The sequence below is a fragment of the Leisingera sp. ANG-DT genome (assembly GCF_000813785.1).
Lineage (GTDB): Bacteria > Pseudomonadota > Alphaproteobacteria > Rhodobacterales > Rhodobacteraceae > Leisingera.
Genome location: NZ_JWLE01000010.1, coordinates 189,723 through 201,992 on the forward strand (window position 1 = coordinate 189,723; position 12,270 = coordinate 201,992).

Below are 12,270 nucleotides of genomic sequence, written 5' to 3' on the forward strand. Positions count from 1 at the left end.
ATGTCTCCGATCGTAAAACTCCTGGCTCAGCGCATTGCGCTGAGCCTCCTTCTTTTGTTGCTCATCTCAATCGTGATCTTCGCCGGCACCATCGTTCTGCCGGGCGACGTTGCGCAATCGATCCTGGGTCAGTCGGCAACACCGGAGGCACTGGCCAACCTGCGGGCTGAGCTGGGTGTGAACGATCCTCCCGTACAACGCTATTTTGCCTGGCTCTTCGGCGCCATGCAGGGCGATCTTGGCACCGCGCTGACCAGCGGCCAGGACATCGCCCAGGCTCTCAGCAGCCGTTTCTGGAATACCCTGTTCCTCGCCTTCTGGGCTGCCGTGGTTGCGGTTCCGTTGGCGATCTTCCTCGGACTGCTGGCCGTCCGCTTCAAGGACCGCTGGCCCGACAAGATGATCTCCGCCGTCACCCTGGCCTCGATCTCGATCCCCGAGTTCCTGATCGGCTACGTGCTGATGTATTTCATCGCGGTGCAGCTGCGCTGGTTCCCGTCAGTGGCCATGGTCAACGACAACATGAGCCTGTTCGAGAAGCTGAACGCCATCGCCCTGCCGATTGCCGTTCTGACGCTGGTTGTTCTGGCGCACATGATGCGGATGACCCGCGCGGCAATCCTGAACGTAATGCAGTCGGCCTATATCGAAACCGCAGAACTCAAGGGCCTCAACGCTTTTCAGGTGATCTACCGCCATGCCTTCCCCAACGCGATTGCACCGATCGTCAACGTTGTGATGCTGAACCTCGCCTATCTGGTGGTCGGCGTCGTGGTGATCGAGGTGGTCTTTGTCTACCCCGGCATGGGCCAGTATCTGGTCGACCACGTGTCCAAGCGTGACGTGCCTGTTGTGCAGGCCTGCGGCCTGATCTTTGCCGCCGTCTATATCGGTCTCAACATGATTGCCGATATCGTCGCCATCCTGAGCAACCCGCGCCTGAGGCATCCGAAATGAAGAATATCCCCATTTCCGCACTCATCGGGCTGTTCTTCACCGCCCTCTACTTCCTTGGTGCCATCTTTGCGCCGCTGCTGGCCCCCTATGGCGTCGGCGAAGTGGTCGGCGATGTGTGGGAGCCCTCCAGCGCAGACTACCTGCTTGGCACCGACAACATCGGCCGCGACCTTCTCAGCCGGATGATCTATGGCGGCCGCACCACTATCTTCATCGCAACCGCCGCGACCGTCCTGTCCTTCACCCTGGGCTCCGTCCTCGGCTTCTTTGCCGCGGTGATGGGCGGCTGGATCGACCAGGCACTGTCGCGCTTCGTCGACCTCGTGATGTCGATCCCGACGCTGATCTTCGCCCTGGTGGTGCTGTCGGTCGCACCGGTCACCATTCCGATGCTGATCCTGGTGATGGGCCTTCTGGACGCCACCCGCGTCTACCGCCTGGCCCGTGCCGTTGCGGTCGATATCGAGGTGATGGACTACGTCGAAGCAGCCCGCCTGCGCGGCGAGAAAACCGCCTGGATTATCTTCCGCGAGATTCTGCCCAACGCACTGTCCCCGCTGATCGCGGAGATGGGCCTGCGATTCATCTTTGCGGTCCTGTTTGTCTCCACCCTGTCCTTCCTGGGCCTGGGCGTGCAGCCGCCAGAAGCTGACTGGGGCGGCATTGTGAAGGAGAACAAGGAAGGCATCGTCTACGGCATTCCTGCGGCCCTGATCCCGGCCTTTGCCATCGCCACCCTGGCGATCTCGGTCAATCTGGTGGCTGACTGGGTGCTGAACCGGACCACATCGCTGAAAGGAGGCCGCGGATGAGCGATACCCTGTTGAAAGTCCGCGACCTGAAGATCGGCGCGACCATCTACCCGCCGGGTGAACGTCCCCGCGACATCGAGATCGTGCACGGGGTCAGCTTTGACCTCGCGCCCGGCAAAGTTCTGGGGCTGATCGGTGAATCCGGTGCCGGCAAATCCACCATCGGTCTTGCGTCGATGGCCTATGGCCGCGGCGGCGTGAAGATCACCGGCGGCGAGGTCTGGGTCAACGGCCGCGATATCCTGAAGGGCAGCCACAAGGACATCCGCAAACTGCGCGGTGCCGAGGTGACCTATGTGTCGCAATCAGCGGCAGCCTCCTTCAACCCGGCCAAGAAGATCATGGACCAGGTGGTCGAGGCCGCGGTGGAACAGAAGAAGTTCTCCCGCAAGGACGCCGAGGCCCGTGCCCGGGTTCTGTTTGCCAAACTGGGCCTGCCGGATCCGGACAACATCGGCGAACGCTACCCGCACCAAGTGTCGGGCGGCCAGCTGCAGCGCTGCATGACCGCGCTGGCGCTGTGCCCGGAGCCGGATCTGGTGGTGTTCGACGAGCCGACAACCGCGCTCGACGTGACCACCCAGATCGACGTTTTGATGGCGATCAAGGAGGCGATCCGCGACACCGGCGTTGCCGCGCTCTACATCACCCACGACCTGGCGGTTGTGGCACAGGTGAGCGACGACATCATGGTTCTGCGGATGGGCAACACCGTCGAATACGGCAACGTTGACCAGATCATCAATGATCCGCAGGAGGAGTACACCAAGGCGCTGGTCTCGGTCCGCTCCATCGAGCATGAGGAAAAGGCCCCGACCGAGGAGCCGGTGCTGAGCGTGCGCAATATCACCGCGCGCTACAAGGGCACCCAATTCGACGTGCTGCACAATGTGAACGTCGATCTGTATCCCGGCCAGACGCTGGCCGTGGTGGGTGAATCCGGCTCCGGCAAATCCACCCTCGCCCGCGTGATCACAGGCCTGTTGCCGCCGCGCGAGGGCGAGATCGAGTTTGCCGGCCGCAAGCTCTCACCGGACCTCAAGGGCCGCAGCCGCGAGGACCTGCGCGAGCTGCAGATGATCTACCAGATGGCAGACGTGGCAATGAACCCGCGCCAGACCGTCGGCACCATCATCGGCCGCCCGCTGGAGTTCTACTTCGGCATGCGCGGCGCCGAGAAGAAGAAGCGGATCATCGAACTGCTGGACGAGATCGAGCTGGGCGAAAAGTTCATGGACCGCTATCCGGCGGAGCTTTCGGGCGGCCAGAAGCAGCGTGTCTGCATCGCCCGCTCGCTGGCAGCCAAGCCTAAGATGATCATCTGCGACGAGGTCACCTCGGCACTCGACCCGCTGGTGGCAGACGGCATCCTGAAGCTGCTGCTGGACCTGCAGAAGATCGAAGATGTGGCCTATCTCTTCATCACCCACGATCTGGCAACGGTGCGCGCGATCTCGGACAACATCGCGGTAATGTATCAGGGCAAAGTGCAGCGCTACGGCGGCAAGTCCAAGGTTCTGAGCCCGCCGTTCGACGATTACACCGATCTGCTGCTCAGTTCGGTGCCGGAGATGAAGCTCGGCTGGCTGGAAGAGGTGATTGCCCACCGCAAGATGGAAAGCGCCGGCAACTGATTCCACCAAAGGATGCAAAGCCCCCGCTGATTGCCAGCGGGGGCTTTTTCTTTTTAAATTTACACGGATTTGTGATATTTTATTGAGACAGGGAGAATGCAGCGGGACCGGCTGCAAACAATAGAAAAAGCACTGAGCGCGGCTGAACTGTGAGGCAAGCCAACCCGATTTACCGGGCAGTTTCGTTTTGACTGCAGCAAAGGGGAGAAACTGCCATGACAGATTGGGCAATTCACGGATTTGAGATCGCCAATTGCAACTGCGTGCCCGGCTGCCCTTGCCAATTTTCGCAGCTTCCTAATGACGGCACCTGCGAAGCAATGCTGACTTTCCGCATCGATAAAGGCCACTACGGGGACACAAAGCTGGACGGGCTGCACGCCGCGGCCATCTACAAATGGCCCGGCCCCATTCACGAGGGCAACGGCGAGATGCAAATCATCATCGACGAAAGCGCCACAGCAGAGCAGAAGTCGGCCCTCGAGGCGATCATGACCGGCCAGGACACCGATGAATTTGCCACCATGTTCTTCGTCTTCAACGCTATGTGCACCACCAGGCATGAGACACTCAGCGCACCCGTGTCGCTGAGTTTTGATGCCGAAACAGGTATTGGCCATGGCAAGGCGGACGGCATTGGCGAAACCAAAGTCGAACCGATTGCACACATCGTGTCCGGTGCACCGCATTCGGTCCAGATCAAATTGCCGAACGGGTTTGAATACTCCGAGGCTTCCGTCTGCCAGGGCACGACACGGACCCCTGGATCTGCCATCAGCCTTGAAAAGAACAGCGGAACCCACGCCCATGTTGCCGAGCTGCACCTGACCGGCAAGGGCGTTGAGCGCGCGGCTTGATCCGCCATGGGCCGGGCGCCGCACATAACCGGCACAGCTGAACGGCTGGCCCGCAACGACCGGATCGTGGTTCTGGGCGCTGTGGCCTTCATCGTGCTGCTGAGCGGGCTTTACACCGTGTTTGGTGTCGGCATGAACATGACCGCGGCCGAGATGACCCGGATGGCCCGCCCGATTGGCGAACCGATGGCGATGGGCACCGGGCCGGTTTGGACTGCAGGCTATGCCGTACTGATCTTTCTGATGTGGTGGGTGATGATGATCGCCATGATGACACCCAGCGCGGCCCCGGTTCTGCTGCTGTTCACCGCCATCAAGAAGGCAGGCTCTCTGCCCGGCCGGGCGCCGGTGCTGGGGCTGCTGTTCCTCAGCGGATACCTTCTTGCCTGGGCCTTTTTCTCTGCAATTGCCACCGCGCTGCAATGGTGGCTCGAAACCATGGGCCTCTCAAACGGCCCGATGATGTCGCTCAGCAGCCGCACCCTTGGCGGTGCATTGCTGCTGGCGGCGGGCGCCTATCAGTTTACCCCCTACAAGCACGCCTGCCTCTCCCATTGCCGTATGCCGGTTCATTTTTTGACCGAGCATAACCGCACAGGCTTGGCTGGTGCTGTACTGATGGGCGCCCACCACGGCACCTATTGCCTCGGCTGCTGCTGGGCGCTGATGCTGCTGCTGTTTGCCGGCGGGATCATGAACCTTTACTGGATAGCCGGGCTGGCGCTGTTCGTGCTGGCCGAAAAGACCTTGCCTTACCCAAGGCTCTTTGCCACGGGTGCCGGGGCTCTGCTGCTTCTGGCAGGCAGCTATGTTCTCGTTACCGCGCTTTGAAAGCGCAGGCGCTGACCGGCAATTCTGCAACGTCCCTGCGAAAATGCCCGTTTGCGGCCGTTCCGCCGTTTTTTGAATGGCAATTCAAGAAACGGACGCAATGATACCCTCCCGAAGCCATCGCAAGGCAAAGGGATTCGGCAAATGGACAACAAGCTTCTTCTCATCATTCTGGACGGCGTGCCCTGGCGCAATTTCCGCCGCCTGTTCGGCAACCTCGAAGGCTGGGTCGACAGCGGCGATGCCCGCGTCTGGAAACTGCGCGCGGTGCTGCCGTCGATTTCGGCCAGCTGCTATGCCTCGATCCACACCGGCGTTGCACCCGCCATCCACGGCTGCACCGGCAACGCCAATGTGTTCCGGCTCAAGGAAAAAGACGTGTTCAGCCAGGTCCGCGAAGCCGGCGGCGTCACCGGCGCCGTGGCGCACAGCTACTGGTCGTCTTTCTTCAACCGCCACCCCTTCGATTACGTGCGCGATATCGAATACGACGAGCCGGAAAGCAAGACCATCAACCACGGCCGGTTCCACACCATGACCGGCTATGGCAAGGACAACCAGATGACGCCGTCGGACGTCGATCTGTTCGCCACGCTGACCAATCTCTGCCTGCGCTTCGGGCTGGACTACGGCATGCTGCACGCCTGCACCCTGGACAGCATGGGCCACCGCTTTTTCCATGACTGCCAGGAAATGGACCACGCCTGTTTTGTGATGGATGAGATGCTGGCCCCCTTTATCACCCGCTGGCGCGATCTGGGCTACGAGGTGATCGTCACCGCCGACCACGGCCAGGACGAGCGCGGCCACCACGGCGGTCGCAGTCCGCTGCAGCAGGAAACCGCGCTCTACTACTTTGGCGAGGCCGAAGGTCCGGATCATGGCGACGTGATCGACCAGCGCCAGCTGGCCCCCACCATCCTTAAACGGCTGGGCGCGCCGATTGCGGACACCATGAAGGCAGAGCCGTTCCTGAAATGACCTGAAACAGCGGCTGTGTGCTAGGATGGTCCTCAGCCGCCGTTTTCAGATGTCAGGACTTTGCCATGAAATCCCTTACCGCCGTATTTTCCCTGCTGGCCGCCCCGGCGCTGGCCAGCGATGCCTGCCACGACCTGTGGTTCACCCGCAACGCGGTGATCGACCGGGCCGGTTACTGCTTCGGCTCCCCTTTGGGGCAGGCCGTGTTCAACAACGGGGATTGCACCGGCAAGTCTGTCTCTCTGCCGCCGCAGTCAGAACGCCTGGTTGCTGAAGTGAAACAGATGGAGGCCCGCTTCGGCTGCCGGGTCAACAACAAGCAGACCCATCTGGACTTGGATGACCTGTTCCTGCGCTACCAGCTATGGGACCTGCCGGTGCGGGATGAGTTCGAAAGCGCCTGCCTGGGCTGGCTGGGGCCGGTCATGGGGCTGCGGGCGGGCCACAGGCCGGATGCTCCCCTGGTCGGGCAGATAGACCCCGGCGACTACGTCAATTACTCGCATATCCCGGTGGGCAGCTGGACCTATGTGACCACCTCCGGCCCGGACTGGCAGGTCACGAGCGGCGGCTGGCTGAACACGTCGCTGTTCCAGGAGCAATGCCAGGACTATGCCGGGTAGTCCGGGCTACTCGTCATAGGGCCAGATCCCCTGCCCCAGCGCCTCGACCGCAACTGAAATCCGCTCAAAACTGTCACGTGCCCGGCCCACGCTGTGGCGCGCACGCAAATAGCCGTGGATCAGTCCCGGCTCATTGATCCAATACGCCTTGCCACCAGCCGCCAAAATGCGGTCGCGGTAGTCGCGTGAATCGTCCCGCACCGGATCGCAATCCGCCGTTACCAGCACCGTCGGCGGCAAGTCCGAGAAATCGCTGTCAGACAGAGGCGCAAAAAGCGGATCATCCTTGGGCGGCTCCCCTTCGGTGCGAATATCCATGTAATACAGCACGTCCTCGCGCGTCAGCATGGGCGCCTGCGCGTGCTCCAGGTAAGAGCCCTGGTTCACATCACCGCCGAACGCGCCATAGATCAGCACCTGGCCCAGAATCGACTCGCAGCGGCCGCGCGCATGATGCGCCACCGCAGCACAAATGTTGGCTCCGGCGCTGTCGCCCATCAGGACAATGCCCTTGCCATACCCGGCCTCGACCCAGCCCAGCACCACCCAGGCGTCCTCAAAGGCGGCGGGGTGCTTGTGCTCCGGTGCCAGCCGGTAGTCCACCGCCACCACCCGGTAGCCGGTCTGGGCGCAGATCTCGGCGCAAACATCATCGTGGCTGTCCAGACCCCCTACGACAAAGCCGCCGCCGTGGCAGAACAGCACCGTCCGGGTCGGGTCACCAGCGGTATAGACCCGCACCGGCACGCCGTTGGCGGACAATGCCTCGACCGACACCACATCCGGCCGCGGCACCCGGAATTCCCGCGCCATCGCGTTATAGATACGGCGCTGCTCTTCGATGCTCATGTCAACGGCGTCATCAGGATAAAGCTCCCCGGTCTTCTGGATGAAGTCCCAGGTCTCCTCGTCGATCAGCCGTTCGTAATCCATCTGCGAGCCTCCCTGCACGCCGTCGTCCCCGAGAGCCTAGGCACAGTTTCCCGCAAATGGAATGCCTGAAAGAAAAAGCGCCCCGAAGGGCGCTCCTTATCCCACACTGTCCAGCGGGGTCACGCAGCCGCGGCAGGCTCCCATGGCCGGGTGAAATTGTTCAGCACGCCGTCGATGTCAGCCTCCGGGCTGCCGTTGGCCGCCACCTGCGCCACCAGCCCGCGTTTCTTGTCGTCGGTCACGCTGACAACACGCGCCGCCACCCCGGCCTGCTCCAGCGCGCCATTGTATACGCGGGTGATCGCCATCTTGCGCAGATCGGGCTTGAACACCTTGCCCACCGCGGTTTTCGGCAGCTCGTCCAGCACCGTCAGATGCTTGGGGATCGCCGCCCGCTCATGCACATGGACTTTGCAGTATTCCAGCAGCTCTGCCTCGCTGACACTGGCGCCGTCGACCAGCTCGACAAACGCGCAAGGCAGCTCGCCCGAATGCGCGTCCGGCTGTCCGATGGCACCGGCAAAGGCCACCGCATCATGGCCCAGCAGTGCCTCTTCGATCTCTGCCGGGTCGATATTGTGACCGCCGCGGATGATCAAATCCTTGGCGCGGCCGGTGATCCAGAGATAGCCATCCTCGTCGATCCGGCCCAGATCGCCGGTGCGCAGGTATTTCTCCTGGTAGTAGAGGTCCACGTTCTTGTCGGCCTCGGTATAGGTATTGCCCGCGAACACACCGGGGTTCGACACACAGATCTCCCCCACTTCGTCGCGCCCGCATTCCAGCGCCCCATCATTGGTCTGCTTAACGATCCGCACATCCGTATAGGGGAACGGGATGCCCACCGATCCCACCTTCTTCTCGCCGCCCGGCGGGTTGCAAGAGACGAGGCAGGTCGCCTCGGTCAACCCGTAGCCCTCCACGATGGCCACGCCGCAAGCGCTTTCAAACCGCTTGAACAGCTCCATCGGCATCGGCGCCGAGCCGGAGAACGCCGTTTTCACGGATGAGATATCCGCATCCACCGGCCGCTGCATCAGCGCCGAGACGGCGGTGGGCACAGTGATGATAAAGGTGATCTTCCAGCGCTCGATCAGCTTCCAGAAATTGTCGAACACGCCCTCGCCCCGGTACCCCTGCGGCGTCGGGAACACCACATGCGCGCCAGAGGCGATGGCCGCCATCATGATCACATGCACCGCAAAGACATGGAACAGCGGCAGTGGGCACATGATGTTGTCTTCCTCGGTGAACAACAGCGTGCTGCCCAGCCAGCCGTTGTAGACCAGCCCCGAATACTTGTGCTGCGCCACCTTGGGCATGCCGGTGGTGCCGCCGGTATGGAAATAGCACGCCACCCGGTCACCGGCACTGTCGGCAAAATTCAGCGTCTTGGGCTGCTTCGCCATCTCCTTGGAGAAGTTCAGGTAGTCCGCATGGCTGGGCCGGCCGTCCATCTTGGGACGGATCAGCGGCACGATCCAGGATTTCGGTGGCGTAAGGTAGCGGTTCAGGTCCACTTCCAGCACCGTGTTCACGCCCGGCGCATGGCGCACCGCCTCTGCCACTTTTTGGGCTACATCCGTCTTCGGGAAGGGCCGCAGGGTGACAACAACCTTGGCCTTGGTCTCCCGCAGGATGGAGGCGATCTGCTCCGGCTCCAGCAGCGGGTTGATCGGGTTCACGATCCCTGCCACCGCGCCGCCCAGCATGGTGACCAGCGTCTCGTTGCAGTTGGGCAGCACATAGGCCACCACATCCGTTTCGCCCACCCCCAGCGCACGGAACATATTGGCGGCCTGGCTCACCTGCTCCTTCAGCGTGCGCCAGGTCAGCGTCTCCGCCTTGTCCTGGGCGCCAGAGAATATCTGATAGCTGACCGCCTTGCTGTTCGGGTACTTGTCCGCGGTGCGCGACAGCAGCCCGTACAAAGTGGCCGGCAGATCCCGCGCCTCATACGGCATTTCATTCTGCAGCGCATCGCGGTCCGCGATTCCGGAAAAACCCATAATTCTCCTCCCCGTTCCACCCGGTGCACAGCCGGTGTACGGGCGGTGCACGGAAGGTGTCTCTGTTTTTTGCCCAGATTATTGCAATCGCCTGATTGCGCAAGCGCCGCGGCAGGGTCACGCCAAGGCAGCTTTGGCGGTGACGTCGCGCCATTTCCCTGCATTGGGCGGTTTTCAACAAAAAACGCCCCGGATCGGCTCCGGGGCGCTTGCCGTGTTAATCTGCTCGCCGCTTATTCAGCTGCCAGCCCTTCTGTGAACTGCAGCTTGGCCAGACGCGCATAAAGCCCGCCCTGTGCCACCAGCTCATCATGGGTGCCGGTGGCGACGATCCGCCCCTGCTCCATCACCACGATGCGGTCGGCCTTCTTCACCGTTGCCAGCCGGTGCGCCACGATAAGCGTGGTGCGGCCCTGGCTCAGCTCATCCACCGCCGCCTGCACCAGGCGTTCGCTTTCCGCATCCAGCGCCGAGGTCGCCTCATCCAGCAGCAGCACCGGCGCATCGCGCAGGATGGCGCGGGCAATGGCAATCCGCTGCTTCTGGCCGCCCGACAGCATCACGCCGCGCTCACCGACAAAACTGTCATAGCCCTCCGGCAGCTTGGAGATGAAGTCATGCGCCGCTGCCGCTGCAGCAGCAGCCTCGACCTCAGCATCGGTGGCCTCCGGCCGGCCAAACCGGATGTTTTCGCGGGCCGAGGCGGCAAAGATCACTGGATCCTGCGGAACCAGCGCGATGTGGCGGCGGAATTCATCCCGCTGCAGCTGGGTCAGTGCCACGCCGTCCAGCTTCACCGCGCCCTGATTGGGATCATAGAAGCGCTGCAGCATCTGAATAATGGTGGTCTTGCCAGCACCTGACGGGCCGACAAAAGCCACAGTCTCCCCCGGGTTCACTGTCAGCGAAACCTCATCCAGCGCCGACACATCCGGGCGCGACGGGTAGCGGAAAGACACGTTGTCGAACGCGATCTCGCCCTTGACCGGCGCGGGCAGAACCTGCGCCGCAACCGGGTCCAGCACGGTATCCTCGGCGTTCAGCAGTTCCACCAGCCGTTCGGTTGCCCCGGCGGCGCGCTGCAGCTCGCTCCAAATCTCCGACAGCGCCGCAACGGATCCAGCCACCAGCACTGCATAGATCACAAACTGGATCAGCGTGCCCTCAGACATCACGCCTGCGCGCACATCATTGGCGCCCATCCACAGAACGCCCACGATCCCGGAAAACACCAGGAAGATCACAATTACCGTCAGATAGGCCCGCGTCTGGATGCGGCGGCGGGACACGTCATAGGAGGTTTCGGTGAGCTCGGAAAACTTCTCGCGGCTGGCAGCCTCATGCGTGAAGGCCTGTACCGTCTGCACCGCCCCCAGCGCCTCGCCCGCGTTACCGGAAGAGGCCGCAATCCAGTCCTGGTTTTCCTTGCTGATGGCGCGCAGGCGGCGGCCCAGCACCAGGATTGGCACGATCACCGCCGGCACGATCAGCAGCACCATCATCGTGAGCTTCGCCGAGGTCAGCAGCATCAATACCATGCCGCCCAGAAAAATCAGCAGGTTGCGCAGTGCAATCGACACCGACGATCCCAGCACCGACTGGATCAGCGTGGTGTCGGTGGTGATCCGGCTCAGCACCTCGCCGGTCATGATGCGCTCATAGAACTCCGGGCTCATGCCGATCACCCGGTCGAACACCGCCTTGCGGATGTCGGCCACCACCCGCTCGCCCAGCCGTGTCACCAGTGCATAGCGCACGCCGGTGCCCACCGCCAGCAATGCGGCAATCACCAGCGCACCGCTGAAATAGAGGTTCAGAAGCTCGGAATCAGAGACCCGGAAGTTGTCCACCACCCGGCGCACCGCCAAGGGCAGCGTCAGCGACAGACCCGCCGTCAGTACCAGCGCACAGGTGGCGGCCAGCATGAGCAGGCGGTAGGGGCGCATGAACGGCCAAAGCGCCGACAGCACGCCAATCTTCCGGGATTTCTCCCGCTCTTGCTCCGCATTCGGGGCCGCTTGTCTCCGCGCCATTCCGGATCCTTCTGCACTTTGGTCTGGCGGGTCTTGCACCCGCATAGTCGCCAAGGTTCATGGCCCCGCACGCCCGGCGCGTCAAGCGTTGAGCAGCTTCAAAACACACCTGAAAACAGCTGCGCACTGCGTCATGGGGTATCAATCAGGCGGATTGGGAAGGTCTGGAGCGGGTAGCGGGAATCGAACCCGCACCTTAAGCTTGGAAGGCTCTTATGATACCATTTCACCATACCCGCTCAGGACATTTGCTGATTTAGGTGAAGCGCCGGGGAAGGTCAACCACCTTGTTTTCGTTTACCTTTGCGGTGGCGGAAATTTCAACGTGCCTCTTGCGAAAGCCCCGCCAAGCCCCCCAAATAAAAGCAAAACCCAGCCACCCCCCCCCCCGGTAAAGAACCCCCGAAAACCCGCCGGGACCCAAGACCCGCAAACCGCCGTACTCACTGCTCACGGTCAGCCCTCTGCCCCGGGCCCGGCAGAGGCGGATCTGGCAGCCACTGCCAGGGGTGTTGCCGCGCATCTTCCGGACTGGGATGTCCGCTCTGCCACCCTCGCAGTTCCCGGCCGGCTGGAGCAGGTGATAGAGGACGGCGCAGT

The 12,270-nt window shown here is 62.3% G+C and carries 10 protein-coding genes and 1 tRNA gene; 7 read left to right on the forward strand and 4 right to left on the reverse strand.

Annotated elements, in window-relative coordinates:
* The 7 genes from RA21_RS11775 (at position 1) to RA21_RS11805 (ending at position 6,695) form a co-directional block, all read left to right on the forward strand.
* Entirely contained in the window at positions 1–957 is a 957-nt protein-coding gene (locus tag RA21_RS11775; RefSeq protein ID WP_019295749.1) for an ABC transporter permease, read from the forward strand.
* The gene (locus tag RA21_RS11780; protein WP_019295750.1) at positions 954–1,769 is read left to right on the forward strand and encodes an ABC transporter permease; all 816 of its coding nucleotides are present in this window, start codon (positions 954–956) and stop codon (positions 1,767–1,769) included. Before RA21_RS11775 ends, RA21_RS11780 begins: the two co-directional genes overlap by 4 nt.
* Positions 1,766–3,403, forward strand: a complete 1,638-nt coding sequence (locus tag RA21_RS11785) for an ABC transporter ATP-binding protein (RefSeq protein ID WP_039149078.1) — start codon at positions 1,766–1,768, stop codon at positions 3,401–3,403. Before RA21_RS11780 ends, RA21_RS11785 begins: the two co-directional genes overlap by 4 nt.
* Positions 3,404–3,618: 215 nt before the next feature.
* Positions 3,619–4,260 (forward strand): DUF1326 domain-containing protein, encoded by a 642-nt coding sequence (locus RA21_RS11790; protein WP_019295752.1) that lies wholly within the window; start codon positions 3,619–3,621, stop codon positions 4,258–4,260.
* Between the two features lie 6 nt (positions 4,261–4,266).
* On the forward strand, positions 4,267–5,091 hold the full coding sequence (locus RA21_RS11795) for a DUF2182 domain-containing protein (protein WP_039149081.1): 825 nt from the start codon (positions 4,267–4,269) through the stop codon (positions 5,089–5,091).
* A gap of 144 nt (positions 5,092–5,235) precedes the next feature.
* Positions 5,236–6,072, forward strand: a complete 837-nt coding sequence (locus RA21_RS11800; RefSeq protein ID WP_039149084.1) for an alkaline phosphatase family protein — start codon at positions 5,236–5,238, stop codon at positions 6,070–6,072.
* 65 nt (positions 6,073–6,137) lie between these two features.
* A complete protein-coding gene (locus RA21_RS11805) occupies positions 6,138–6,695 on the forward strand; it encodes a DUF4453 domain-containing protein (RefSeq protein ID WP_039149087.1) in 558 nt (185 codons plus the stop codon).
* A gap of 6 nt (positions 6,696–6,701) precedes the next feature.
* On the opposite strand, the gene RA21_RS11810 is transcribed toward RA21_RS11805, so the two are convergent.
* From RA21_RS11810 to RA21_RS11825, 4 genes are all read right to left on the reverse strand, one after another.
* Positions 6,702–7,628: an alpha/beta hydrolase gene (locus RA21_RS11810; RefSeq protein ID WP_019295756.1), complete on the reverse strand. Its 927-nt coding sequence runs from the start codon at positions 7,626–7,628 to the stop codon at positions 6,702–6,704.
* Between the two features lie 119 nt (positions 7,629–7,747).
* Positions 7,748–9,637 carry an acyl-CoA synthetase gene (locus RA21_RS11815; RefSeq protein WP_019295757.1) on the reverse strand — a complete coding sequence of 630 codons (1,890 nt, stop codon included), beginning with the start codon at positions 9,635–9,637 and terminating at the stop codon, positions 7,748–7,750.
* Between the two features lie 233 nt (positions 9,638–9,870).
* Positions 9,871–11,670: an ABC transporter transmembrane domain-containing protein gene (locus RA21_RS11820; protein ID WP_039149150.1), complete on the reverse strand. Its 1,800-nt coding sequence runs from the start codon at positions 11,668–11,670 to the stop codon at positions 9,871–9,873.
* 165 nt (positions 11,671–11,835) lie between these two features.
* Positions 11,836–11,909, reverse strand: a tRNA-Gly gene (locus tag RA21_RS11825).
* Positions 11,910–12,270: the final 361 nt, after the last annotated feature.

What these genes read in the sequence shown, in the direction of transcription:
- RA21_RS11805 (WP_039149087.1), top strand. Translation starts at nt 6,138, where the DNA reads ATGAAATCCCTTACCGCCGTATTTTCCCTGCTGGCCGCCCCGGCGCTG.
- RA21_RS11790 (WP_019295752.1), top strand. Translation starts at nt 3,619, where the DNA reads ATGACAGATTGGGCAATTCACGGATTTGAGATCGCCAATTGCAACTGC.
- RA21_RS11785 (WP_039149078.1), top strand. Translation starts at nt 1,766, where the DNA reads ATGAGCGATACCCTGTTGAAAGTCCGCGACCTGAAGATCGGCGCGACC.
- RA21_RS11820 (WP_039149150.1), bottom strand. Translation starts at nt 11,670, where the DNA reads ATGGCGCGGAGACAAGCGGCCCCGAATGCGGAGCAAGAGCGGGAGAAA.
- RA21_RS11795 (WP_039149081.1), top strand. Translation starts at nt 4,267, where the DNA reads ATGGGCCGGGCGCCGCACATAACCGGCACAGCTGAACGGCTGGCCCGC.
- RA21_RS11780 (WP_019295750.1), top strand. Translation starts at nt 954, where the DNA reads ATGAAGAATATCCCCATTTCCGCACTCATCGGGCTGTTCTTCACCGCC.
- RA21_RS11810 (WP_019295756.1), bottom strand. Translation starts at nt 7,628, where the DNA reads ATGGATTACGAACGGCTGATCGACGAGGAGACCTGGGACTTCATCCAG.
- RA21_RS11800 (WP_039149084.1), top strand. Translation starts at nt 5,236, where the DNA reads ATGGACAACAAGCTTCTTCTCATCATTCTGGACGGCGTGCCCTGGCGC.
- RA21_RS11815 (WP_019295757.1), bottom strand. Translation starts at nt 9,637, where the DNA reads ATGGGTTTTTCCGGAATCGCGGACCGCGATGCGCTGCAGAATGAAATG.
- RA21_RS11775 (WP_019295749.1), top strand. Translation starts at nt 1, where the DNA reads ATGTCTCCGATCGTAAAACTCCTGGCTCAGCGCATTGCGCTGAGCCTC.